This is a genomic window from Sporosarcina sp. SAFN-015, assembly GCF_059415085.1.
Window position 1 is genome coordinate 213,888 of the sequence record NZ_JBPFDR010000002.1, and the last position, 22,590, is coordinate 236,477.

Consider the following 22,590-nt stretch of genomic DNA (forward strand, 5'->3'; position numbering starts at 1 on the left):
TATTCTATTCTACCTTATTCAATTGAATAACTTACCAGTCGTATGTTTGATTTTCACCTACGTCTCAAGGCTGAGGGGAATTGCATTGCTCTGTTTCTAACATGTTTTGTCCCGTTCGTTAATATATTGGTAAAAAGAGTGACGGAAGGATGAGGGAATGAGGCGGGTGTTTCTATATTCAGCAACTGTGTTTGTCGGTATTGCACTGGGCATCATCATTACAATTTTAATGGAGTCCTAATCATTCATGAAAAAACAGAGCCTACAGCGGCTGCCTTAGGTTCTGTCTTACATATACATAAATCCTATTTACATATTTTTTGATTCCAAGTCAAAGATTCGTGATTTAATGCTCATGAGTTCCTTTGAGACAGCTTGTCCTTCGGAAATGCGCTGGCTAGTTTGGTGCTCAAATTGACCGCCAATTTCTTCTAAAAGATGATCGACTCGATCAAACCGGCTATGCATTTCTGATTTTAAGCTGCCAACATCGGATTTAAGATCACTCATTTCCGATTCAATATTGTCGACCTTGGCGTTTAAACTACCCATCTCCAACTTTAACCCTTCAAGCAATTGAAGTATCCTTTCCTCCATCTCTATATCCTCCTTTCCATATCGTCTGGTGTCTACGTAATCGTGGTTAGTCTGTTGTTTATAGTATACAGTAAATGTAAAAGAAAGTCTATTCCGACAAGAACGTTTGTTCCGTGTCATTGTAGTGCTTTGAAACTATGATATTTATTTAAAATCATAAAAACTGTACACTTACCTCTTGTCCTGTCTGTAAATTGACGTACTCTATGGAGACGGGGGAATCGTGAATCCAAACCGCGCACTTCCCTTGTCAATCAAAGGGGAGGAGGTATGGACATGTCGTTATTTTTTGAAGATGAAATAGAGAAGGTAAAGGGGAAACTCAATCCTTCGGAGTTAGAGGAAATGATGTCGCAGGACCCTCGCCTGAATGGACAATTAGATGAGCTTCGCGCTTTTCAACGTAGATACAGAGCGGAACAGCTGGAAGCTTCACGCAGACGTCAGACATATTATTATCATGCTTGAGTAATCAATGCAGCCCGCCAATCATTCAGTCGATTGGCGGGTTGTATTGTGGATTCTGTTTCGGGGAAGCTTATTGGAGGAGACTTGCTTTTTCTTCAACTGCTTGGACAACGTCATCAATTGACATGCCTTTCATCGTGATGACAGGGAAATTGAATTCATGTGTATTCCCTTCGTTGAGTGCTCGGACGATTCCGATGTCATAGCCGGTCACGTCTTCGTCCGTTGTAAACATCTTTGCTTCATAGCCTTTTGCTACCAGTGCATTCATGACGTCTTCATAAGGCTGTTCAACAGCAATTTTCACCATTTTCATTTTCCTCCTTTCATTCATATCCAAAGTTCTACAATACGGTTCCCTGAATTGATGGATTTATGAGTGAAGGTGTGCAAATCTCGGTTAATCGAAGGGCCGCCAATTGGTGAATGGTTGAGCTGTGCGATTACCCGAATACTACTGTAAGATTAGAAGTAGCTTTATCGGAATACAAGATATGGAAAGGGAGGAACTGAAAATGATTCATAAAATCGGACAAATTATGTTGTATGTAAACAATCAAGATGAAGCAAAAGCGTTTTGGACCGAGAAAGTTGGTTTTGTCGTAATTTCCGAGCAGGATAATGGTCAAGGAATGAGATGGATCGAAATTGCTCCGACTTCGGAGGCAGAAACGAGTATCGTTCTGCATAATAAAGAGCTTATCGCTAAAATGCAGCCGGAATTGAATCTTCAACCTCCTTCGCTGCTATTATTCACGGAAAACCTCGATTCACTCTATGAGGAACTACAAAGCAAACAAGTGAAAGTTGGCGAACTGGTCACCATGCCTACAGGCAGAGTGTTCAACTTTGCTGATAATGAAGATAATTATTTTGCAGTCTTAGAACAGAAATAATCGCACTTGATTATGAATAGGACAACTTAGAAATAGGAGTTGAGAACGATGACAGAGAGCAAAGGTTTCGGATGGCATTTCGATAACAGTTACACTCGGCTGCCGGAGCCATTTTACGCAGAAACCAATCCGGAGGAAGCTCCTTCACCAGAGTTAGTCATCTTCAATCACCCACTGGCGGAAGCGCTCGGTTTGGACGCAGAAATATTGCAAGGCAAAGAAGGAATAGATATCCTTGCGGGAAACAAAATTCCTGAAGGCGCTGCACCAATCGCACAAGCTTATGCAGGGCACCAATTTGGACATTTCACAATGCTCGGAGATGGACGAGCTGTGCTGCTTGGCGAACAGATAACGCCTGAAGGAAATCGAGTCGATATTCAGTTGAAAGGTTCTGGCAGGACGCCATTTTCGCGTGGCGGCGATGGGCGGGCGGCACTTGGTCCGATGCTTCGTGAATTCATTATGAGCGAAGCGATGCATTCGCTCGGACTCCCGACGACGCGAAGCCTTTCAGTCGTCGTAACAGGAGCGCCGGTTTATCGTGAAGAGACGTTCGAAGGAGCTATTTTGACACGTGTTGCGGCAAGCCATATCCGTGTCGGCACGTTCCAATATGCGGCTGCACGCCAAGTCGTCGAAGATTTACGGACGCTTGCAGACTATACCATTGAAAGGCATTATCCGGAAGTGGCAAGTGACTCCAATCCTTATGTATCCTTTTTTGAAAAAGTGATGGAAAAGCAAGCTTCATTAGTGGCAAAATGGCAGTTGGTCGGCTTCATCCACGGTGTCATGAACACGGATAATATGGCAATCAGCGGTGAAACGATCGACTATGGACCATGCGCCTTCATGGATACGTATGATCCGGCGACCGTCTTCAGCTCCATCGATCGTGAAGGGCGTTATGCTTATGGCAATCAACCCGGAATCGCCGAATGGAATCTAGCGCGTTTAGCAGAGACGCTCTTACCGCTCTTCGATGAAGACTCAGAAAAAGCGATCGACATCGCGCAACAAACATTGTCGGGATTTGCAAAGCTCTATCACGGGCATTGGCTGACAGGCATGAGAAGGAAGCTCGGCTTGTTCAATGAAGAAGAGCAGGATATAAAGCTCGTGAAGGACCTGTTGAACATAATGAAAGACAATCAAGCGGATTATACGAATACGTTCCGTGCATTGACAGTAGGGGATCTGAATATGCTGCCGATGTGTAAGACTCCGGAATTTAACGAGTGGCACGAACGCTGGAAGGCGCGGCTTGAAAGACAGCAGAAGTCCGAAGTAGAAGTGAATCAACTGATGCGTAAAAGTAATCCATCCATCATCCCGCGCAACCACCGTGTAGAGGAAGCCTTGGATGCAGCGATCGAGGGCGACTTCGGCGTAATGGAAAAATTGCTGAACATACTTGAAGATCCGTATGCCTACACAGCCGAACAAGAAAAATATGTCGCACCGTCCGCCTCAACTACGCCATACAGAACATTCTGCGGAACATGATGGCGGCTGAGGGCTCATAAATCAGAATAAGCGCTCATAATATACGAGGGAATATGCTCATTAACTCCAAAAAAGACCAAATCCATAAGCGATTTGGTCTTTTTTGACGAAACTTAAACCATTTTCTTCCGTATATAGAATAAGCAATCAAATGGGGTGATCGTTTGTCATATATAATTCTAATCTTTTCAGCAATCACAATCCTTGTCACTATCCATTTACTGACGAAGAACAGAAAGTTGCGGAAGCAATTTCGGAAAGAATGGGAAACCGGCATGTTTAGTAGGCAACGCGAAGCTTCGGACTCCGTGTCCTCGTACTGGGAGAATAAGAAGAATAGCATTTCCAACTATGATGGTGTCGATTTGCTCACATGGCATGACTTGTCGATGGACCAAGTTTTCGAAAAGATCAACTATACACAAACGAGCGTCGGATCTGAGTATTTATTAAATCAGCTAAGGGATATCACGCTTTCCCTTGACCATGTCGAACGAGATGAAAAACTGTACATAGTATTGGAAAACAATCAAGAACTCCGTGAGGAAATCCTACATACGTTGTCGAAGCTTGGTAAGCGGGACTATACGGATTCTTCTTCATTTTTCTATGGCAAATCCAACAAAACGCTTAAGAATCCAAACGTTTTTCTCTTTCTGGCACTCATGCCGGTTGCTTCGATCATCTTATTGTTTTTCCAATTGAAATGGGGCCTCCTTTGTCTTTTTCTATCATTTCTTGTAAATGCATTTACATATTACCGTCATAAAAACGCGTTGGAATACGGCCTGCATTCTGTTACTTATGCCGCCAGCATCATCAATACAGGGAAGAAACTGTCGACAATGCAAGACGCTTCAATTTCCGAATACACGAATCGGTTGAAAGCTAATTTGAAACCGCTCAAAAGGATTTTGCTTCTTACTAATTTCGTTTCGATCGGCAATAAAGGAAGCGGTGAATTCGATGTCATTTTCGAGTATATCCGCATTTTATTCCTCATCGATTTTATTTCCTATAGCAAGATTATTGACGCAGTAACAAAACATAAAGAAAATTATCGGGAAGTCTGGCAAGTGATCGGAAAACTGGATGCCGCGGTGGCGGTCGTTTTTTATCGCCACACACTCACTTCCTACTGCACGCCGAATTTTACCGATTCGGAGGAAATCTCTTTCACCAACATGGCGCATCCGTTACTTGATGAACCTGTCACCAACAGCTCACGTTTAGGAAAATGTACGCTGATTACTGGATCGAATGCGTCCGGAAAATCGACGTACAGCAAGGCGGTCGCCATAAATGCCATATTGTCGCAAACGATTCATACTGTACTGGCGAATAAGTGGTCAATGAAACCAAGCTTTGTTGCAACGTCAATGGCTGTGCAGGACAATGTGCTGCAAGGGGATAGTTACTTCATTGCTGAAATTAAATCGTTGAAGCGGATTATCAAGTTTCTTGAAGAAGGGAAACCATGCATTTCGGTTATTGACGAACTTCTGAAAGGGACAAACACTGTGGAACGGATCGCCGCATCCGCAGCTATAATGAAATGGCTTTCAAAAAGCAAAGGGATCAATATTACAGCTTCGCATGATATTGAATTGACCGAAATGATGAAGCATACCTATGAAAATTATCATTTTACAGAGACATTCAAAGATGGCGATATTCATTTTGATTACAAGATTCGTTCGGGTCCGTCCACCTCAAGAAATGCGATAAAGCTTCTGGAAGTGTTAGTTTACCCCGAGGAAATCACCGATCAAGCAAACCGTTTAGCAAAGGATTTCATGAATGAACGCGAGTGGGAAGTGCTGACGACTTGAAGATATTAGGATCTATTTCGCCCGGGGATTTTCTCCGGGCAATTTTTTACATAATTTTTGAACCTTTTCGAGTTTACGCAGTCTAATGTGTAAGAAGGGGAATGAGGTGTTGGGAATGGATGAGAAAGAGATAAGTGAAAAAGCGATACGTGGGGACGATGAGGCCTTTCTAGCGCTCATGCAACTCCATAAAGAAGCTCTCCTTCGAACAGCGTTTTTCTTCTTGAAAAATGAGGCGGATGCGTTGGAAGCACTTCAAGAAGTAACATATCGGGCGTATAAAAAAATTCATACGGTCAGAGAACCGGCGTATGTGAAGACTTGGCTTATCCGCATTATGATGAACTATTGCCAAGATCAGTTAAAACGAGGAAAACGGTATGTCATAACTGGAGAAGTGGACGAAGCAATTGGGAGGAAAGACGAATACCGATTGGAATTGACTGAAGCGCTGGCCACCTTGAAACCAGACGAACAGCAATTGATTTATCTAAAATACTTTCAAGACGTGAAAATAAAGGAAATCGCGGAACTAGCGAGCTTACCGGAAGGCACGGTCAAATCGCGGCTGCATAACATATTGCGATCGTTGCGAAGCCACTTCGGGGACAAAGGAGGAATGGATCATGTTTGAGAAGGAAGAAAGAAAACTATTGGAAATGAAAGATCAGTTGGATGAAATCCATCTTCCCTTAGACGAAGCAGATGATGCAATTCGCCGAGGCTTTGACCGAGCGAGACGTGATAAGGTGAAAGCGCGGAAGAAGCGTAATAGGATTTTGTCATTAGCTGTAGCCGCGCTTCTATTCTTTACATTTGTCACATCCATCCGTGTGTCTCCGGCATTTGCAAACGCGGTTGCGTCAATTCCAGGCATGGAGAAGTTCGTGGATTTAATACAGTTTGATAAAGGATTGGAAGGTATCTTTAAAAATGACTATTACCAAAAAGTCGATGCGGTTCAAACGGAAAATGGGCTGACATTGACGATAGATGGTGCAATTTTGGATGAGACGGGGATTAATATTTATTACACACTTAAATCAAAAGATAAGTTGAAGTCACTTTCTTTGGGAACAGTTGATTTAAAGCATGAAGAGGGGATTCCACCAAGCGGCATTTCTTATGGAGGTATAGATGTTTTTGATAACCCTAAGGAAGTAGCTAATCGAGTTACGTACCACTTTGAAAGTCCCATGAAATTCAAGAAATTATTATTCACACTGGATATGGATGTTTCATTCCAAGGGGAAGATATTTCGTTTTCATTGCCATTTGAATTACAGGAGAACGTAAAGCCAGGGAAGACTTTCGTGTTGAATGAAGAAATCGAGGTTGAATCGCAAAAACTAACGATTGAGGAAATCACCATTTATCCTTTACGTGTAGCTGTAAAAGTTGATTTTGATGAAGCAAATACGAAAAAAATCCTTCAATTTGAAGATATGCGATTGGAGGATGAAACTGGGGAGGTATGGGGATCCATCATGAATGGCGTCTCGGCAAGGGGCAGGGAAACTTATTTTTTGCAAAGCAATTACTTTGAGCAACCCAAAAGGCTTTACTTGCGCATCAATAAAATGCAAGCATTGGATAAAGATGAAGCGACGCTGGTTGTCGATACGGTGAAAGGCGAGATCATCAACGGCCCGAAAGACGATAGGCTGCAAATCTTAGAGGCTAGACAGTCGGGAATGCATCTTATCATGCCGGACAGGGACGGGAATCCTATGCATACCTATGACATAATTTCTACAGGCAAAGATGCGAAAGGTAAGGAGATCCATATTTCATCGACAGGGATGCATGTGGACGAAGAAGGGACGCGGCATTGGGATATGACGTTTGGAGCGACCCATTATACGAACCCACTATCCTTTGAATTGACGAGCTACCCTAACTACATTACCGGTGATGTTAAAATAGAACTGGGGAAATAATTTATTAGGCGAGCGCTCATAAATCGCGGCAAGCGCTCATAAACGGTGGCCGAGTGCTCATAAATCGGAATAAGTGCTCATAAACGGCAGCCAAGCGCTCATAAATCGGCATACGCGCTCATAAACGGCAGCCGAGAGCTCATAAATCGGAATACGCGCTCATAAACGGTGGCCGAGCGCTCATAAATCCACATAAGTGCTCATAAACCGTAGCCGAGCGCTCATAAATCCGCATAAGTGCTCATAAACCTTCAAGAAGACCAAACCGTAATGGATTTGGTCTTTTTTACTCAAACAAAACAAACATATGTTCGTTTTGTCTCCAAAAAAAATTATTGCTTCCGCAAATATAAGGGGTCGAAGAAAATTTCATACCCTTTATAGCTCGTCGAAACACCGAAACGGGAGTGGTAATGAACAATGGAAGCCATCAAATAATCCTCCGTTACCTCAAGATGCGTGCACACTTCCTCAACGCTTTTAAAGCCTGATTCATAGCATTCGATCAATTTATCTAACGAAACGATTTTTTCATATCCCCATCTCCTTGCAGCGAGTTCCAGCTTCAAATTCGTCAGTTTCTGAAGATCGGTAATATCGCCATATGTCGTTTCGTAATGACCGATTTCCTCCGCCAAAATACAATGTTTTTCGTAATGGCTCCTATTTTTATCAATAAGTACGACATCGTCCATATAAAGGCCCGCGAGCCCGGATGGAAGCGTTTTGACTTCCTTGATGACCAAGTGGGGGTATTGGGCAATCAGGGATTCATAGGTCATGGAACCACCTCACTTTCGTTGCGACTTGATGAATTGGATATATTTTTTTATTTCCACCAGTTCTTCTTCCGTTAAATCATCGTCGATATGGGCAGCGATCGTTTCAACGGTTGATGGCTTTTCGGGCACATTTAAGCCGAGCATCTGATCCAATGAAACGTGGAATGTCTCCGCAATCGCTTTGATCATCCTTGTTTTAGGTTCGATCGAATCGGATTCCCACTTCGATACCATTCCTTTCGTAATCGAGAGACCTATTTTTTGATTGATCCGATCTGCAAACTCCTCTTGGGACAATCTGTTTTCAGTCCGAATCCTTTTAATTTCATGGCCTATAGAATACATTGTGCAACCCCCTGTTCATTATGGACATTATACACTGTGGTTTCTTTCGTGACAACTTAATTAATTTATAGTAGTTGCAAATGAAACTTCTCCATGATAAAGTGTTGACTAATAAGTTTCATTAGCGACATATTGTTTCATTAATGAAACAAAAATAAGGGGTGATTGTCATGATGAAGGAGGAAATGGATCAATTATTGAAGGATTACCATTGGATGATCAACAGTGTCAAAGTCATTCGGGAAGGAATGAATGAAGTCAGCGAGGGGATGACAGCACGCTACGGACTGGATGCGGCAATGCCAAAAGCGAGTGGCGGTCGACCGAGCGATCCGATCTATCGGGAATTCAATAGAAGGGAAAGGCGTTTGAAAAAAGTGTACGAGTATGAGCGGAAAATCCAACTTGTGCAGGAGCGTATTCCGCTTATTACGGAGGACCGTGAAATCGAAGTGCTGCACTGGCTGCTGGAAGGGAAGAGTTTGCGGTGGATCGGCAGGCATATGCAAGTTTCGGATCGCCAAATCGGGAGAATAAAAGATTCCATTATTGATAGGATGTCGCAAATGTCGGACGTGCCGCAAATGTCGTAGAAATGACGATTGAAATTGTTTCGGGTTACACTGGGTGCAGGCCAAAGAAATTGGTCAGGCGCAACATAACTTGTCGCAAATGTCGGATGTGCCGCAAATGTCGTAGAAATGACGAGAAGAATTTCTCCAGGTTACAATGAGTACAGGCCAAGTAAACATGCAACGCAATAAGAGGAATTTCAAAGGGGCGTCCAATGGGCGTTCTTTTTATTTTCCTGAAAAAAGGAGGATGGGCATGGCTATTAAAGAACTGCTAGGTTATTTTTTGACACAGGGCCCGTTTGCCGTCCTGTTCGTATGGCTGTTTTGGTATCAAGTGAAAAGCAGTGAATCTAGGGAGAAAAGTTATCAGCAGTTATTGGAAACGATGTCGGAAAAATACGACGTCATTGTTGAAGAAATACGAGAAGTGAAAGAGCGATTGCCAAAGAAATAGGCATCGCTTTTTTTATTGGCGAAGCGAATGGTTCGGAAGTCCTAAGATGAACAAAAATGTGCGAAACTCGCGCAAAACCACCCGGCGCTGACCGGAAAGGAGGTGATGCCGGAAGAAAACGACGTCGAAAGGAGGTGGTTGTCATGTAGATGATCAAAAACGGCGGAATATGTATAGTCACGGAATAAAAAAATTAAATAACGAGAGGAAGATGACAAATGGTTAAAATTTATATCGATCCAGGACATGGTGGAACAGACCCCGGAGCTACTGCAAATGGTTTAAAGGAGAAAGATGTGACGCTCGCAATCGCAACGCGTGTCAAAAATATGCTTGTGAATGAATATTCCAATGCGACGGTGCGAATGAGCCGGACAGGCGATCAGACAGTCAGCTTGGTGCAACGGACGAATGATGCGAATGCATGGGGTGCCGATTATTATTTGAGCATCCATATTAATGCAGGCGGCGGAACGGGGTATGAGGATTACATCCATAGCGCACTGTCGGATTCTTCTACTACCGCTCAACTACGCAATACGATTCACGCGGAAATTGTGAAATTAATCGATATGCCGAACCGCGGCAAGAAGAAAGAGAATTTCCACGTACTCCGTGAAAGCAGGATGCATGCGATGTTGACAGAGAATGGGTTTATCGACAACGCGACCGATGCTGCAAAAATGAAAACATCCGCATGGCTCGACAAGGCGGCGAGAGGTCATGTGAATGGACTAGCCAAGGCGTTAGGCCTGCAAAAAACAAGCACACCGCCACCGACAGACAATGTTTTATACCGGGTTGTCACGGGTTCCTTTACGACGAGAGCCAATGCCGACCAGCAAATCGCCGCACTCAAGGCGAAAGGATTCGACAGCTTCATTGACATCGTCGTTCTGAATGGCACGACGTATTATCGGGTAATTACAGGCTCGTTTGCGGACAAGGCTAATGCGGACAAGCAAGTGGCTGATTTGAAAGCCGCAGGGTTTGATGCGTTTATCATTGTTGTTAATCTGTAAGGAGACAACCGCCTGTGCAATCAACTTCTGCACAGGCATTTTACATATTGGAATCAATCACCAAAAAATTCATTCGTCAAATCTCCATTCACTCCAATCGCGGCGGCGCTTCCAGATCCCGCGGCAATGACGAGCTGGGCGGGGACAATATGAGCGGTGTCCCCTGCTGCATATACATTCCACACATTCGTCCTGCCATATTCGTCAGTCTGGATGCCCCCGTATTCATTCAGCTCACAGCCGAGCTCTTCTGCGAACTGATTGCTATGGCTCCATAGAGGCGTAACGAATCCACCGGCGCGGTCAATGAGAGTTCCATCTTCAAGACAGACTCCTTTCAGCTGTCCGTTTTCACCTTCCAGCGCAGCGATGTTGTCTTCATAAACTTTGATGCCTTTCTCAAGCAATTTATTACATTCATCCGCCTCAAGCCGTCCTTCGCCATTCGTGAACACGGCCAGATCCTTGCTCCATACAAAAACTTCTTTCGCAAGTTTGTATACGTTTTTATCCGCAATGACGGCGAGCGGTTTATCTCGAAGCTCCCATCCGTCACAGTACGGGCAGCTGAACAAACTAGTGCCGTAGAACTTTTCGATATTCGGGATATTCGGCTGTTCATCCTTCAAGCCTGTCGCTAAGATGATTTTTATCGTATGAAAGCTGTTGCCTTCCGCCGTTTCCAGTTCAAAATGTATGTTGTCTAGTCGTTTTATAGAAGCAACCTTTTCGCTTTTGATTTCAACAGATGGATAGCGGGAGATATCGCTGCGAGCAAGGCGCCGGAACTCATCTGGCAAGATGCCGTCGCGGGTAATGAACCCATGGGCCTCGCGTGTCACTCGATTGCGGGCTTGGTTATCATCGAACAGCAGCACTTTTCTTCTCGCTCTTCCTAGTACAAGGGCGGCATTTAGCCCAGCTGGTCCACCGCCGATAATGATACAGTCATACATCATGGAATGATTCATCCTTTTTAGTGCAAGTTTACCCTGACGGAATGAAAATAAGCTTCCTGCACAAAGAACGACAAAAATTTCAGTTCATGAAAGAAGGTTGGCGAACCTATACTAAACTATGGAGGGATGAGGTGGAAAAAAGGATGGTGGAGCGAGGCATTGGCCTCGGATCTTGTTTAGCTGTCGTCATTTCTTGGAGTGTGCATAAATCAATACTTTGGGCCATTTTTCATGGAATCCTTGGATGGCTGTATGTTTTGTATTACGCATTGACGAGATGATCGGGAGGTTTATGATGAACGCTTTTTTGGGAATACTAAATGTATCAACCGAAGGAGTGATTATCATCATGAAAAGCTATGCTGGCGATAAAGATGAAAAGCCAAATGGGCTTCCGAAAGACTCTGCGGGATTGGCGAACGATGCGGCAAGAAAAGCGGAGGAGCAGTTAGAGTCGATCAAACAAGAAGCGCGTAATGAAATGAAAAGACAGCAGAAGAAATAGATTTTACAAAGGATGACCGACGATTTTGTCGGCATCCTTTTCATTTGTCGCAAAGATTGCGAGTTATGCTCTAGTTTAGGGTAGTTATGGCGCAATCTCGGCTACTTATGCGCGAGTTCTCGGTAGTTATGGCGCAATCTTTGCAACTTATGCTCATCTTGTAACTTTATGCCTAACAAAATGACGACATCCACCGTGAAAATAATGAATGACATTACCCACCCCGTGTATTATGATGTTGCTAACTACACATAATAGGGGGTTAGGTTAATGAAACTTCGCGTTTCTGCTGTGCAATATCATCTGCATGCAATCAGCTCTTTCGAAGAGTTTGAGGCGCAATGTGAGCACTATATCCGCAATGCCCAAGAATATGGGGCTGAGTTTGTTTTATTTCCGGAATTCTTCACGACGCAGTTGCTTTCGATTGGTGATGAAAATGGAAAAGCGCTGTCAATTGAGGCGCTGCCGGGCTTTACGAATCAATACATCGAACTGTTCACGACGCTCGCCAAAGAAACGAACATGCATATTATCGGCGGCACTCATGTTATCCAGCGTGAGGGGCGCCTTTATAATGTCGCTCATCTTTTCTTCCCGGATGGCACAGTGGAGGAGCAAGCGAAGTTGCATATAACCCCTTTCGAAATAGAAGGCTGGAATATGGCGGCTGGAAACGAGCTGAAAGTGTTCGATACGGAAAAAGGCAGGATCGCCATTTTGACGTGTTATGATATCGAATTCCCTGAAATCGTTCGGATGGTGAAGGCCGCGGGAGCAGATGTCATTTTCTGTCCTTCTTGCACAGACGACCGTCACGGGTTTCATCGCGTCCGTTATACGAGCCACGCGCGAGCGATTGAAAACCAAGTTTATGTCGTGTTGACGGGAACGGTCGGCTCCCTAAACACTGTAGATTTCATGCGCGCGAACTTTGGGCAAGCCGCAATCATTACACCGAACGACATTCCATTCCCACCAAAAGGGTTGGCAGCGGAAGGAGAGCTGAATCACGATATGCTCGTTACGGCGGATCTCGATTTGAGCCTGTTATACGAAGTGCGTGAAAAAGGTTCGGTGACCACATGGCGTGATCGCAGAACCGATTTGTACACGGATTGGGGTACTACTAGCCCAGTCGGGAGTGAGAGCAGTGGCATATCGCAGTGAGGTGATGGTCTCCCATAACGGGAGCTTCATTCCTGTTGCCATTCGCAATTATACACATGCGGATTTCGATGCCATGATCGCACTTCAGGCGGAATGCTTTCCGCCGCCTTTTCCGGAAGACTTATGGTGGAGCCGTGAACAGTTGGAGAACCACGTAAGCCTGTTTCCTGATGGGGCCATTTGTGTTGAATATAACGGTCGAATCATTGGTTCCCTTACGACGCTGCTCGTGAATTTTAATCCCGATGAACCAAAGCATACGTGGGAAGATGTGACGGATGGCGGGTTTATTCGCAACCATATTCCTGAAGGGAACACACTTTATATCGTCGATATCTGCATTAGCCCCGAGTTCCGGAAAGCGGGGCTTGGCAAGTGGATGTTGCAGGCGATTTACCAGCTCGCGGTCAAGCTCGACGTTGAACGGGTTCTTGGCGGAGGTCGCATGCCGGGCTACGGAAAGGTCGCCGGAGAAATGACTGCGCAGCAATATGTAGAGAAGATCGTTCGTGGAACAGTAAAGGATCCTGTCATTTCGTTTTTGCTTCGCTGCGGGCGCATGCCTGTCACGTTGATTGAAAACTATTTGGAAGACGAAGAATCGCATAACTATGCGTTATTAATGGAATGGAAGAATCCGTTTAAGAGGGGGAAATAGAGATGGAATTTATTCGCGTGAACAATATTGAAGATCCGTTATTTGCAAAAATGCACACATTGTTAGGGGAGATTTTCCCACCGGAAGAAGTGTTGGAGTTCGACTTATGGAAAGAGCCGCTCGAGGATCCGGGCATTCGCGTTTTTGTTGCGGTGCATAAAGGGGAAGTAGTCGGTGCAACTGAATACCGCTATTATCCGGACTGGAATATAGCAATGACCGATTTCACGATTATCGGGCAATCGGGCCTTGGCATCGGCCGCTTCTTGGCGAAACGGCGTGAAGAGGATTTACAGAGGCTGGCGAAAGAAAATGACAAGACGCTATTCGGCATGTTCGCTGAAATTTACGATCCATATGAGCGAGAAGATTTCGCTTTCGGCGGTGTGATGGCTATGAATCCGTACGTCCGGAGGGAAGTGCTCTCCCATCTCGGCTACAAGCGCCTCGATTTCACATATGTACATCCATCATGGAAAAACGATGGGGAAGCAGTGGAAGGCCTCGATTTCTGCTTCATGCCGACAGATGAGCAAGTGACGGAGATTCCATCCAGCCTAGTCGTAGATTTCTTAATGGATTACTATTCGGTCTTGCCGAATAAACCACAACAATGGCTCGATATGGTAGAAGCATTGAAACAAAAAGAAACAGTTGCGCTGCGACCGTTATAAAAACGAAATAGACTGTCTGAGAAAGCCGTTGATAACGGACTTTCTACGGCAGTCTATTTTGATTATATGGGCACGAATGCCTCCCGCGCTTAAAGTGAGTCGTCGCGCGTCCAAAGCGAGTCGTCGCGCGTCCAAAGTAAGTCGTCGCGCGTCCAAAGTGAGTCGACGCGCGTCCAAAGTGAGTCGACGCGCGTCCAAAGCGAGTCGTCCCACGTCCAAAGGATCGCTTGCCAGATTTACCCCTTCCTCATTACAAAGCTCAAATGCCGTCCCGCTTTCTTATCTTGACGGTACGAGAAGCCATCCGGGCTCACATAGGTGCATGTCCGGTCGATGGCGATCCGGTTTTCCGGAATCCCGGCCAGTTCCAATTGCTTCTTCACTGTTTTCTGGTTGTCGATATGGTATTTATTCGTTGTTTCATTGAAATACATTAATTCATCCGCATAGCCGAGCGCTTTGAATTTCACATATACATCCTCGTCCACTTCAAACTTCTCCTGACTTAACGCCATCCCGATTTGTACATGGAAATCAGCAGGATGACATCCCTCAACTTCTTTCAGATGCTCAAACACCTTCAAAGTGATTTCCTTGACCGTTCCTTGCCAGCCAGAATGGATGACGCCGATGAGGCCGCGTGCTTCATTCCAAAAAATGACCGGAACGCAATCGGCAGTGAAACTGCAGAGCAACACATTAGGTTCAACGGTGTAAAGCGCATCCGTATTCGGAATCGCAGTCGCCCCTACTTCAGCGCCGCGTCCTTTGTCGGCAAGGGTCACCTTATGAAAGTTCGCGCTATGTGTTTGACTGGCGCTGACGAAATCCGCCAGCTTGCATTGCAGGATGTCCGCCAATCGTTTTCGATTTACGAGGACAGTTTCGGGCTTCTCACATGCGTGAAACGCCATATTATTATGCTCGGGCAAACGTTCATCCCTCAATGTTGTTCCTGCAACGAATGTATCGTTGTCGATATATATTTTTGTTTTCATATCATCACCTGTTCTTACTATACTCGATTACACTATGGACAACCATGACAGATGTTCCGGGACTAAATTATTTTCGGTGAAAATGAACTTTTTCACGGTATGATGACTCTTATAGGGGAGAGGTGAGGTCGTGAAGGTCGTTCGGTTAGTGAAGAAAGCAAAAAAGGGGAGCAAAGAGGCATTGCTTCAACTGATCATGAATCAGCGGGACGACTATTATCGTCTTGCCCTGACATATATGGGAAATGAAAACGATGCAATGGATGCAATGGAAGAGATGATTGTCAGTTTGTATATGAATATTCACCAGCTACAGAAGGAAGCGGCATTTTACAGCTGGAGTAAAACGATCCTTGTAAATGGCTGCAAGCAGATGCTTAAAAAGCGGCAAAAAATTGTATTGTTGGATGAATGGGAACCAGAGAAGTCGGGTCATGATCCGTATTTGCAAAGTGAACAGCAAATGGAAATCCAAGAAATGCTCATGTTTGTGAATGAATATCAGAAAGAAGCCATCCAGTTGAAGTACTTCCACGATTTGGATTACGAGACGATTGCCGCACTGACGAATGTTTCGGTCGGCACGGTGAAGTCGAGGGTTTTTCAAGGATTGAAAAAAATAAGAGAAGCTTACAGGGGTGAATCCCATGAAAGATATTGAAAAACGATTGGCCGAGGAGCAGGAACGTTTGCGTAACATAACCGCACCAGTGGAATTGGAAGGGCGGCTTAGTCAGGCGTTGGACACTGTTCCTAGTAAAAAGAAACGGAAGCCTATTTGGCTAATGGCTGTCATTGCACTCTTATTCTTATCTGTTGTCGGTTTTAACTATAATGGGTTTGCCTATTATGGCAAGAAAATAATGGGGTACGATGAATTGATGAGTAGTACGCTAGCTAATTTAAATGAAGAAGGTCTGGGCCAGACGATTGGGGAAAGTGTTGTACTTGAGGATGGGACTGAGTTTACTGTAGAGGGCATTATGACGGATGCGAATCAGTTGATCCTTTATTACACACTTTCGAATCTCGATGAAATTGAAGATATTCAGCTGCCGAGGATTACTGGGTTTTTAACGAATTCGGATAGAGGTAGCGGTACATCCATCATCAATGAGGATGCTTCTGAAATCAAAGGAGAAATGTCTTTTGCCCCGGTTAGCCCATTTGCGAAAAAATTAACATTGGAATATGAAAAACGTGCACTGAACGGAAAGTGGATGACAGGAAGTATTTCATTTCCTTATGATCCGAATAAAGCGATGCAAACCGAAATTAGACAAAAAATTAAGGAAACAGTGAAAGTCGATAAAGGAACAATTACATTCAAATCACTCACAGCTACACCTACAATAACAATGATTAAAGGAACAATGGATGTGGAAAATTTTGATAGAATTCATCTTCCTTTTGAAAAAGTGGAGTTGCATGCGAACGGAAAGCGTATTGATTTGTTAGGCAGCGGCAGTAGTAGCTCATTACGCGGCTCTGGATTCGAATTGCGTTTTGACGCTTTGCCAAAGGACTTAGAGACGTTAAAGTTGGTAGTTAAGGAATTTGTCGGCTATACGATCGTTGATGAAAAGATTCAGCTTAGCCAGATTAATGAGCAACCCATCCTGCTCAAAGGTGAGGATATTTGGGTGAGGGATGTATTGAAAACTGAAGATGGAGTCGAAATTACAATTGCTTCGGATGATGATGTCCTTTTTGACGGTGTAACAATTGAAGGGCAAGGAAGTTCATCCCCGCTGGAAACAACTGTGAGACAAGACTTTGAAAAGCTTCATAACGGAAGGATTTTGAAGGTGCGTACATTAGTATTTTCATCGGATACGACGCCCGAATATATGACAATTAAAGGAATGCATCATATGAAGCCGGTTGATTATGAGATTGAAATTCCCGTGAAGTAGGAATTGAATCGACATGGATGGCGGTTATATAGCTCAATGAAACCAGTCGGTTAATTTTCGACAGGTCGGGAAAACTGATTATAGATTGACGGAAAGGAGCGTTTTTCTATGAATCAGAAAAAGGAACCTCACGAAAGACTGACTGAAAGAAATAATGGCCTAAGCTCGACCCAGGAAGTGTTGTATACCAAAGAATTCAAAAGTGCCGACAAAGCTGCTAAAGAAGATGAGAATAAAAAACGAGAAAAAGAGCAATAATGAAAAGGCCACGACAGATTGCATCCCCCCTGCAATCTGCCGCGGCTTTTTTATTGTAAATACTTTGGTGCGTCGTCCTGTTTCTTCGTTATCGTTTCAGTGAAAATATTATCGGTATGGTTCCGATTCCCCATCTGGCCGTTTTGAATTACTGAAATGAGTTTTTGGATATCCTCTTTTGTGGCGGCTTGTTTTTCAGGTTTCAACATATATCCTAGCTGTCCGCTTGACTCCAAAGTGGCGAACTGGACATCTTTCATTGAACTGATTCCGTCTTGTCGAAAGCGCGCCTCCAACTTATCGACGGTGAGCCTGAGCTTCTTCAGGTTTTCCACATTGATGGTCCCATTGACGATAACAGGCACCGCTTTGCCGGAAATCGCCGTCTCTGATTTGTCGGATTTCAATTGGAGATATTCCGTTGCGAGGAGGCATAGGATGAGGATGACGGCAAGTCCGAATGTTGTCCATAGGCCATGCCCCGTCACCGGCTGAATTAATAATGTTCCAATCGCAATCATGATGATTGTCTGCGGAATTGTCATCTGAGAAATGGACTTCCTTCCGCCGATCCGCAGAAGTATCGTACCGACGATAAATATTAAAAGTGTTTCTAAAACAAGATTCATGATGATGCCCTCCTTCGTATATAAGCTATTGTTTGTAGCATTTGTATAGCTATACATAAAAACAAGGTAGGGAACACCATGACTATAATAAACACTTGCTAAATTAAAAATTAACTAATATTTACATATATAATCTCAATTTAATTCCGATATAATAAGAGCAGGCATATTGAATGCCGAGAGACTATAAAGGGAATGAGAACGATTAAAATAAATTGGAAGAAGTTATTGGTTCTGTTTTCAACCGTCTTCCTAGTGATACAGGTCGCGGGCAGCTTCTTTTTTTATGAGCTGGCAGTGAAGCGCGGCCCGAAAGAGTACTTGCAGGGAAATGCCGATTTGGAAGTTGCTGACGAGACGATGGAGCTATATTTGAATGGCGACTGGAAAAAGTGGGTTGCTGCGCAGAAGTTCGAAACCCTCCATTTGACTTCAAGAGATGGACTTAAACTATCGGGTTACTATTTACCTGCCTCCAAACCGACGAACAAGCTTGTCATTTTGACGCATGGCTATTTAGGTCATGCGAAGCAAATGGGGCTCTTCGGACAGTATTATCATAATGATTTAGGTTATAACATCTTCATGCCGGATGCGCGAGGACATGGAAAAAGCGAAGGCGATTATTACGGATTCGGCTGGCCAGATCGACTTGATCTGATCGATTGGTCGAATCTATTAGTGCAAAAGCTTGGTGCTAAGACGGAAATTGCTTATCATGGTTTATCGATGGGAGCTGCGACAGTGTTAATGGCGAGCGGTGAAAAAGAGCTTCCTCGACAAGTGCATGCCATTATCGCTGATAGCCCGTACCAATCCGTCTACCAATTGTTCACCTACCAAATGAACCGGATGTTTCATCTGCCGGCATTCCCACTATTGGATAGCACAAGTGCATTGACAAAGGTCCGTGCCGGTTATTCATTCAGGGAGGCAAGCGCTTTGAAACAAGTGAGGAAAGCAAGTGTGCCAATCTTTTATATACATGGTATGAGTGATACGTTCGTACCGACGGAGATGGCAAGAGAATTGGAACGAAACACTTCAAGCGAATCTGATATATTCCTCGTCCCGAACGCGAATCATGGAGAGGCTTTTGCGCTTGCGGGTGAGACTTATAAAGTGAAGGTCGGTCATTTCCTAGACCAATATATGAAATGAAAAGCCGGTCCCCGTCATGGGAACCGGTTTTTTCATTTACCAGTCGGCTTGTTCGCTTTTCTAACTTGTGCAGGATCCGTATCGCTATATTGCCCAGTCCCTATACCGCCGGTGCGTGCAAGAACTTCCTTCACTTCGTTGTAGCTTAGCCCCGAGTTTGCATTTTGCCGTTTCACTTCTTCAATATCGGTTCCAGCTTGAGTGAATTTTTTCGAAATCTTCATTGTCTCCACCTCCATTGCTTTAGGATTCCTGGCAAAGGGTTTTTTATTCTTTTGTCGAATTTTGTTATGAACATTACTCATGTTTTCTTTGAATTCAACAAGGGGAAACAAGAATGGAGGTGGTTGAAATGGAGAAGACAATTTACATTGTTCGTCATTGTTCGGCAGATGGGCAGTCGCCGCATGCGGATTTGACTGCAGAGGGCATTGTGCAGGCCGAAAAGCTTGCGGATTTTTTTTCGGAATTGGAAGCAGATCGAATCATTTCAAGTCCGTTCGTTCGTGCCAGAAGGACAGCTGAAGCGATTGCTGACGAAAAAAAGATCCACATCGAGGAGGACAGCCGATTGGCGGAGCGGACGTTGAGTTCACATGCTTTTGAAGATTGGTTGTTGAAATTGGAGGATACGTTCCTCGATGACCATTTAAAATATGAAGGCGGAGAATCTTCCCACGAAGCGATGGAGCGTGTTTGTAATGTCGTGGATGAACTGCCTGACGGATCTAAGGTAATACTCGTGACGCATGGAAATCTGATGACACTTCTTTTGAGATGTTATGACGAGCGGATCGGTTTTCAGGAGTGGCAGGCATTGACGAATCCGGACGTATATCGTGTCCAATTGACGGATGATGATGTACAATGGGAGCGAATTTGGAAGGAAGAAGATCTACAATGAAGACGAATTTGCCGCAACGTACCGTTGAAAGAATTTTTGAATTATAGTATAATGAAATGCATCTATAGAGGAAGGGAATGACGTGTGGACGATGTACAACTAATCTTGGAAATCCGGAAAAAGAAAAGTTTCATTCTTACGGAGAACAGGATTGGTCTGTCCATTTTTATGTCATTTCCTCAACGGTGTCTATCCCTATTTACAGGGATTTTTTGAGGTTTTTAAAAATTGGATTATGATTACCGATCCTTCCGTTATCATCCGGAGGGATTTTTTTATGCCCTCCACAAGGGGAGGAATCATTATGTTACTAGGGAATATTCATCAACTGACGTACTCGATTGGAGATACGATCATCTTGGAACAAGTTTCAGCAGAGCTGCCGGAAGGGGCTTGCATTGCGATTGTCGGTCCGAATGGGGCGGGGAAGTCTACATTATTATCCTTGCTCGCGGGGGAAATTAAACCGACGTCGGGCTCCATTGAATGGATTGGGAAAAAGCCGAGCATCACATATTTCAAACAAGAGCAAGCAGTTGAAGGTATCGTCGATTGGGAACAGTCTGAAACATCTTTGTACCGTTCGAAATGGAGTGTTCCTGAGGAGGCTGAGTATGCATCTGCGAGTGGTGGCGAACGGATGAAGATGCGTCTGTCGGCAGCGCTTTCTTCGAAAAGTGCGGTCGTTTTATTGGATGAACCGACGAACCATCTAGATGCGAGAAGTTTGGACGAATTGGTGAGAATTATTAATGAAGGGAAAGCGACATATTTAATTGTATCGCATGATCGGCATTTCATCGACCAGACGGCAGATTTCGTTTTTGAGATTGAACATGGGAGGCTGACCTTGTATACGGGTAATTACTCGGCGTATCGGAAGAAAAAAGAGATGAACCGGGCGATTCAAGAACAGCATTTCATTCAACAGCAACGAAAGATTGCAAAAGTGGAAGAGCAGATGGCGCAGCTTGCGGAATGGTCCGAGAAAGCACATCGGGAATCGATGAAAAAAGGCGGCGGCGCGATGGGGGCAAAAGAATATTGGCGTATGAAGGCAAAGAAGAAGGATGTCCAGATCCGCTCGAAACGCATGAGATTGGAGGCGGAGCTTGAAAAAGAAAGAGTCGAGAAACCTGAAGAGGAAATTACGGTCGAATTCGATATGAAAGGGCGGAGGAAAAAAGGGCATCGAGTCATGGAACTGAAGAATGTCCGAAAAGCCTATGCCGGCAACGAATTGTTCAAAGACGTATCCTTCACTGTTCAAGCTGGTGAGCGGTTTGCGCTTGTCGGTGCAAATGGAAGCGGAAAGTCGACTCTTTTCCGAATGATGATGGGGCAGGAGGATTTTGAAGGGGATTTGTGGCTGACGAAAGGCATGTCAATCGGCTATATGAGCCAAGCGGTGCTTGATTTGCCGGAAGACGTGACGCTTTCGGAACATTTTCATGCGGATTCGTACCAGGAGCAAGGGATGATTCGGACACAATTGACAAATCTCGGTTTTAACAAGAAGCATTGGCAGTTGCCATTAGGTCAGTTGAGCCAAGGTGAAAAAGTGAAGGTGAAACTCATGCAGTTCATCCTCGAAGGAACGGACGTGTTGCTATTGGATGAGCCGACGAATCATTTGGATTTACCATCGAGAGAGCAGCTCGAAAAGACATTGTCGACTTTTCCGGGAACACTGCTTTTTGCCTCGCATGATCGTTACTTCACCGAGCGAATGGCGGATAACTTGCTCGTATTTGAAAAAGGGAGCATCCGGAAATTGCCGCAGTCGCTGCAGGAGTGGGAGGAACAGAAGACCGCACCACGAAAGGAAACGTCCATCGACGAACGACTTCGTATCGAAACCGAATTGCAAGCAGTCTTAGGAAAATTAAGCATGCTGAAGCCCGGCGACGGGGAGTATGCGGAATTAGACCGGAAATTTCTAGAGCTCAGCAAGGAATTGAGGGAGCTGAAATAATTTAAACCCGCTTCGGACACTTTCTGGGGCGGGTTTTTATTTTGCGATTCTAAGAATGATTTTTTCCGAGTTTAGCATTATCTATTGAATGTGAAGAGTTATCTATCGAATCCATGAAGTTATCTATCGGATTCACAAAGTTATCTATTGAATAAATGAAGTTATCACTAAAACGGGACTTTACGAACGAACTAAAAACGCTTTTGAAAGTTATGGCACAATCTCAGATAGTTATGCTCATCTCGGGACTAAAGACCCTCCCTTCACTTGTTTCGCAACTCGGTAACAAGGGCATTGACAATAAAAAGCTGTGCAATGTTTAGGTGGTTTGTCATTGCAGCAAAATGAAAGCAGGAGGCGGTC

The 22,590-nt window shown here is 44.4% G+C and carries 28 protein-coding genes; 20 read left to right on the forward strand and 8 right to left on the reverse strand.

Going from position 1 to position 22,590, the window contains the following annotated elements; all coding sequences use genetic code 11:
- Window positions 1-309: 309 nt before the first annotated feature.
- A complete protein-coding gene (locus ACR65H_RS04050; protein WP_440498860.1) occupies window positions 310-597 on the reverse strand; it encodes a hypothetical protein in 288 nt (95 codons plus the stop codon).
- A gap of 276 nt (window positions 598-873) precedes the next feature.
- Here ACR65H_RS04050 and ACR65H_RS04055 point away from each other — a divergent pair, with 276 nt between their 5' ends.
- On the forward strand, window positions 874-1,065 hold the full coding sequence (locus ACR65H_RS04055) for a hypothetical protein (protein ID WP_440498862.1): 192 nt from the start codon (window positions 874-876) through the stop codon (window positions 1,063-1,065).
- A gap of 70 nt (window positions 1,066-1,135) precedes the next feature.
- Here ACR65H_RS04055 and ACR65H_RS04060 read toward each other — a convergent pair whose 3' ends face one another.
- Window positions 1,136-1,375, reverse strand: coding sequence for a YkuS family protein (locus ACR65H_RS04060; RefSeq protein WP_440498864.1), 240 nt, complete (start codon window positions 1,373-1,375; stop codon window positions 1,136-1,138).
- 205 nt (window positions 1,376-1,580) lie between these two features.
- Between ACR65H_RS04060 and ACR65H_RS04065 the strand changes: the two genes are divergently transcribed.
- From ACR65H_RS04065 to ACR65H_RS04085, 5 genes are all read left to right on the forward strand, one after another.
- Window positions 1,581-1,961 (forward strand): VOC family protein, encoded by a 381-nt coding sequence (locus ACR65H_RS04065; RefSeq protein WP_440498865.1) that lies wholly within the window; start codon window positions 1,581-1,583, stop codon window positions 1,959-1,961.
- A 48-nt stretch (window positions 1,962-2,009) separates the two neighbouring features.
- The gene (locus ACR65H_RS04070) at window positions 2,010-3,470 is read left to right on the forward strand and encodes a protein adenylyltransferase SelO (protein WP_440498867.1); all 1,461 of its coding nucleotides are present in this window, start codon (window positions 2,010-2,012) and stop codon (window positions 3,468-3,470) included.
- A gap of 164 nt (window positions 3,471-3,634) precedes the next feature.
- Window positions 3,635-5,302: a MutS-related protein gene (locus ACR65H_RS04075; protein WP_440498868.1), complete on the forward strand. Its 1,668-nt coding sequence runs from the start codon at window positions 3,635-3,637 to the stop codon at window positions 5,300-5,302.
- Window positions 5,303-5,417: 115 nt separating this feature from the next.
- The gene (locus ACR65H_RS04080; RefSeq protein ID WP_440498869.1) at window positions 5,418-5,936 is read left to right on the forward strand and encodes a sigma-70 family RNA polymerase sigma factor; all 519 of its coding nucleotides are present in this window, start codon (window positions 5,418-5,420) and stop codon (window positions 5,934-5,936) included.
- Window positions 5,929-7,242 carry a DUF4179 domain-containing protein gene (locus tag ACR65H_RS04085; protein ID WP_440498870.1) on the forward strand — a complete coding sequence of 438 codons (1,314 nt, stop codon included), beginning with the start codon at window positions 5,929-5,931 and terminating at the stop codon, window positions 7,240-7,242. The genes ACR65H_RS04080 and ACR65H_RS04085 overlap by 8 nt, the downstream gene beginning before the upstream one ends.
- A 332-nt stretch (window positions 7,243-7,574) precedes the next feature.
- Here the strand turns inward: ACR65H_RS04085 and ACR65H_RS04090 are convergent, their stop codons facing one another.
- Window positions 7,575-8,024, reverse strand: coding sequence for an ImmA/IrrE family metallo-endopeptidase (locus ACR65H_RS04090; RefSeq protein ID WP_440498871.1), 450 nt, complete (start codon window positions 8,022-8,024; stop codon window positions 7,575-7,577).
- Between the two features lie 9 nt (window positions 8,025-8,033).
- Window positions 8,034-8,369: a helix-turn-helix domain-containing protein gene (locus tag ACR65H_RS04095; protein WP_440498872.1), complete on the reverse strand. Its 336-nt coding sequence runs from the start codon at window positions 8,367-8,369 to the stop codon at window positions 8,034-8,036.
- 170 nt (window positions 8,370-8,539) lie between these two features.
- Here ACR65H_RS04095 and ACR65H_RS04100 point away from each other — a divergent pair, with 170 nt between their 5' ends.
- The 3 genes from ACR65H_RS04100 (at window position 8,540) to ACR65H_RS04110 (ending at window position 10,420) form a co-directional block, all read left to right on the forward strand.
- The gene (locus ACR65H_RS04100) at window positions 8,540-8,962 is read left to right on the forward strand and encodes a DNA-binding response regulator (protein WP_440498874.1); all 423 of its coding nucleotides are present in this window, start codon (window positions 8,540-8,542) and stop codon (window positions 8,960-8,962) included.
- A gap of 235 nt (window positions 8,963-9,197) precedes the next feature.
- The gene (locus ACR65H_RS04105) at window positions 9,198-9,398 is read left to right on the forward strand and encodes a BhlA/UviB family holin-like peptide (RefSeq protein WP_440498875.1); all 201 of its coding nucleotides are present in this window, start codon (window positions 9,198-9,200) and stop codon (window positions 9,396-9,398) included.
- 218 nt (window positions 9,399-9,616) lie between these two features.
- Window positions 9,617-10,420, forward strand: coding sequence for an N-acetylmuramoyl-L-alanine amidase (locus ACR65H_RS04110; RefSeq protein ID WP_440498876.1), 804 nt, complete (start codon window positions 9,617-9,619; stop codon window positions 10,418-10,420).
- Window positions 10,421-10,473: 53 nt separating this feature from the next.
- On the opposite strand, the gene ACR65H_RS04115 is transcribed toward ACR65H_RS04110, so the two are convergent.
- Window positions 10,474-11,379: an NAD(P)/FAD-dependent oxidoreductase gene (locus tag ACR65H_RS04115; RefSeq protein ID WP_440498877.1), complete on the reverse strand. Its 906-nt coding sequence runs from the start codon at window positions 11,377-11,379 to the stop codon at window positions 10,474-10,476.
- A gap of 131 nt (window positions 11,380-11,510) precedes the next feature.
- On the opposite strand from ACR65H_RS04115, the gene ACR65H_RS04120 reads away from it, so the two are divergent.
- The 5 genes from ACR65H_RS04120 (at window position 11,511) to ACR65H_RS04140 (ending at window position 14,386) form a co-directional block, all read left to right on the forward strand.
- Window positions 11,511-11,660 carry a hypothetical protein gene (locus ACR65H_RS04120; RefSeq protein WP_440498879.1) on the forward strand — a complete coding sequence of 50 codons (150 nt, stop codon included), beginning with the start codon at window positions 11,511-11,513 and terminating at the stop codon, window positions 11,658-11,660.
- 14 nt (window positions 11,661-11,674) lie between these two features.
- Window positions 11,675-11,884 carry a hypothetical protein gene (locus ACR65H_RS04125; protein ID WP_440498880.1) on the forward strand — a complete coding sequence of 70 codons (210 nt, stop codon included), beginning with the start codon at window positions 11,675-11,677 and terminating at the stop codon, window positions 11,882-11,884.
- A gap of 270 nt (window positions 11,885-12,154) precedes the next feature.
- Complete coding sequence (locus tag ACR65H_RS04130) at window positions 12,155-13,054, forward strand: carbon-nitrogen hydrolase family protein (RefSeq protein ID WP_440498881.1); 900 nt, start codon at window positions 12,155-12,157, stop codon at window positions 13,052-13,054.
- Window positions 13,038-13,712, forward strand: a complete 675-nt coding sequence (locus tag ACR65H_RS04135) for a GNAT family N-acetyltransferase (RefSeq protein ID WP_440498882.1) — start codon at window positions 13,038-13,040, stop codon at window positions 13,710-13,712. The genes ACR65H_RS04130 and ACR65H_RS04135 overlap by 17 nt, the downstream gene beginning before the upstream one ends.
- A gap of 2 nt (window positions 13,713-13,714) precedes the next feature.
- Window positions 13,715-14,386, forward strand: coding sequence for a GNAT family N-acetyltransferase (locus ACR65H_RS04140; RefSeq protein ID WP_440498884.1), 672 nt, complete (start codon window positions 13,715-13,717; stop codon window positions 14,384-14,386).
- A gap of 236 nt (window positions 14,387-14,622) precedes the next feature.
- On the opposite strand, the gene pgeF is transcribed toward ACR65H_RS04140, so the two are convergent.
- Window positions 14,623-15,384 (reverse strand): peptidoglycan editing factor PgeF, encoded by a 762-nt coding sequence (pgeF, locus tag ACR65H_RS04145; protein WP_440498886.1) that lies wholly within the window; start codon window positions 15,382-15,384, stop codon window positions 14,623-14,625.
- A 130-nt stretch (window positions 15,385-15,514) separates the two neighbouring features.
- On the opposite strand from pgeF, the gene ACR65H_RS04150 reads away from it, so the two are divergent.
- The 3 genes from ACR65H_RS04150 (at window position 15,515) to ACR65H_RS04160 (ending at window position 17,558) form a co-directional block, all read left to right on the forward strand.
- Window positions 15,515-16,045 carry a sigma-70 family RNA polymerase sigma factor gene (locus ACR65H_RS04150; protein ID WP_440498888.1) on the forward strand — a complete coding sequence of 177 codons (531 nt, stop codon included), beginning with the start codon at window positions 15,515-15,517 and terminating at the stop codon, window positions 16,043-16,045.
- Window positions 16,032-17,300: a DUF4179 domain-containing protein gene (locus ACR65H_RS04155; protein WP_440498890.1), complete on the forward strand. Its 1,269-nt coding sequence runs from the start codon at window positions 16,032-16,034 to the stop codon at window positions 17,298-17,300. The genes ACR65H_RS04150 and ACR65H_RS04155 overlap by 14 nt, the downstream gene beginning before the upstream one ends.
- A 108-nt stretch (window positions 17,301-17,408) precedes the next feature.
- Window positions 17,409-17,558, forward strand: a complete 150-nt coding sequence (locus ACR65H_RS04160) for a YfhE family protein (RefSeq protein ID WP_440498891.1) — start codon at window positions 17,409-17,411, stop codon at window positions 17,556-17,558.
- A 50-nt stretch (window positions 17,559-17,608) separates the two neighbouring features.
- On the opposite strand, the gene ACR65H_RS04165 is transcribed toward ACR65H_RS04160, so the two are convergent.
- Window positions 17,609-18,187, reverse strand: a complete 579-nt coding sequence (locus tag ACR65H_RS04165; protein ID WP_440498893.1) for a DUF421 domain-containing protein — start codon at window positions 18,185-18,187, stop codon at window positions 17,609-17,611.
- A gap of 195 nt (window positions 18,188-18,382) precedes the next feature.
- Here ACR65H_RS04165 and ACR65H_RS04170 point away from each other — a divergent pair, with 195 nt between their 5' ends.
- On the forward strand, window positions 18,383-19,348 hold the full coding sequence (locus tag ACR65H_RS04170; protein WP_440498894.1) for an alpha/beta hydrolase: 966 nt from the start codon (window positions 18,383-18,385) through the stop codon (window positions 19,346-19,348).
- A gap of 32 nt (window positions 19,349-19,380) precedes the next feature.
- On the opposite strand, the gene ACR65H_RS04175 is transcribed toward ACR65H_RS04170, so the two are convergent.
- Window positions 19,381-19,572, reverse strand: a complete 192-nt coding sequence (locus ACR65H_RS04175; protein ID WP_440498895.1) for a gamma-type small acid-soluble spore protein — start codon at window positions 19,570-19,572, stop codon at window positions 19,381-19,383.
- 128 nt (window positions 19,573-19,700) lie between these two features.
- Between ACR65H_RS04175 and ACR65H_RS04180 the strand changes: the two genes are divergently transcribed.
- Both ACR65H_RS04180 and abc-f read left to right on the forward strand, forming a co-directional pair.
- On the forward strand, window positions 19,701-20,252 hold the full coding sequence (locus ACR65H_RS04180) for a histidine phosphatase family protein (RefSeq protein WP_440498897.1): 552 nt from the start codon (window positions 19,701-19,703) through the stop codon (window positions 20,250-20,252).
- Between the two features lie 304 nt (window positions 20,253-20,556).
- Window positions 20,557-22,227 (forward strand): ribosomal protection-like ABC-F family protein, encoded by a 1,671-nt coding sequence (abc-f, locus tag ACR65H_RS04185; protein WP_440498899.1) that lies wholly within the window; start codon window positions 20,557-20,559, stop codon window positions 22,225-22,227.
- The last annotated feature ends 363 nt before the right edge of the window (window positions 22,228-22,590 follow it).

Coding starts and splice junctions, on each gene's coding strand:
- ACR65H_RS04050 (WP_440498860.1), bottom strand. CDS start 597: ATGGAGGAAAGGATACTTCAATTGCTTGAAGGGTTAAAGTTGGAGATG.
- ACR65H_RS04055 (WP_440498862.1), top strand. CDS start 874: ATGTCGTTATTTTTTGAAGATGAAATAGAGAAGGTAAAGGGGAAACTC.
- ACR65H_RS04060 (WP_440498864.1), bottom strand. CDS start 1,375: ATGGTGAAAATTGCTGTTGAACAGCCTTATGAAGACGTCATGAATGCA.
- ACR65H_RS04065 (WP_440498865.1), top strand. CDS start 1,581: ATGATTCATAAAATCGGACAAATTATGTTGTATGTAAACAATCAAGAT.
- ACR65H_RS04070 (WP_440498867.1), top strand. CDS start 2,010: ATGACAGAGAGCAAAGGTTTCGGATGGCATTTCGATAACAGTTACACT.
- ACR65H_RS04080 (WP_440498869.1), top strand. CDS start 5,418: ATGGATGAGAAAGAGATAAGTGAAAAAGCGATACGTGGGGACGATGAG.
- ACR65H_RS04085 (WP_440498870.1), top strand. CDS start 5,929: ATGTTTGAGAAGGAAGAAAGAAAACTATTGGAAATGAAAGATCAGTTG.
- ACR65H_RS04090 (WP_440498871.1), bottom strand. CDS start 8,024: ATGACCTATGAATCCCTGATTGCCCAATACCCCCACTTGGTCATCAAG.
- ACR65H_RS04095 (WP_440498872.1), bottom strand. CDS start 8,369: ATGTATTCTATAGGCCATGAAATTAAAAGGATTCGGACTGAAAACAGA.
- ACR65H_RS04100 (WP_440498874.1), top strand. CDS start 8,540: ATGATGAAGGAGGAAATGGATCAATTATTGAAGGATTACCATTGGATG.
- ACR65H_RS04105 (WP_440498875.1), top strand. CDS start 9,198: ATGGCTATTAAAGAACTGCTAGGTTATTTTTTGACACAGGGCCCGTTT.
- ACR65H_RS04110 (WP_440498876.1), top strand. CDS start 9,617: ATGGTTAAAATTTATATCGATCCAGGACATGGTGGAACAGACCCCGGA.
- ACR65H_RS04115 (WP_440498877.1), bottom strand. CDS start 11,379: ATGATGTATGACTGTATCATTATCGGCGGTGGACCAGCTGGGCTAAAT.
- ACR65H_RS04125 (WP_440498880.1), top strand. CDS start 11,675: ATGAACGCTTTTTTGGGAATACTAAATGTATCAACCGAAGGAGTGATT.
- ACR65H_RS04130 (WP_440498881.1), top strand. CDS start 12,155: ATGAAACTTCGCGTTTCTGCTGTGCAATATCATCTGCATGCAATCAGC.
- ACR65H_RS04140 (WP_440498884.1), top strand. CDS start 13,715: ATGGAATTTATTCGCGTGAACAATATTGAAGATCCGTTATTTGCAAAA.
- pgeF (WP_440498886.1), bottom strand. CDS start 15,384: ATGAAAACAAAAATATATATCGACAACGATACATTCGTTGCAGGAACA.
- ACR65H_RS04155 (WP_440498890.1), top strand. CDS start 16,032: ATGAAAGATATTGAAAAACGATTGGCCGAGGAGCAGGAACGTTTGCGT.
- ACR65H_RS04160 (WP_440498891.1), top strand. CDS start 17,409: ATGAATCAGAAAAAGGAACCTCACGAAAGACTGACTGAAAGAAATAAT.
- ACR65H_RS04165 (WP_440498893.1), bottom strand. CDS start 18,187: ATGAATCTTGTTTTAGAAACACTTTTAATATTTATCGTCGGTACGATA.
- ACR65H_RS04170 (WP_440498894.1), top strand. CDS start 18,383: ATGAGAACGATTAAAATAAATTGGAAGAAGTTATTGGTTCTGTTTTCA.
- ACR65H_RS04175 (WP_440498895.1), bottom strand. CDS start 19,572: ATGAAGATTTCGAAAAAATTCACTCAAGCTGGAACCGATATTGAAGAA.
- ACR65H_RS04180 (WP_440498897.1), top strand. CDS start 19,701: ATGGAGAAGACAATTTACATTGTTCGTCATTGTTCGGCAGATGGGCAG.
- abc-f (WP_440498899.1), top strand. CDS start 20,557: ATGTTACTAGGGAATATTCATCAACTGACGTACTCGATTGGAGATACG.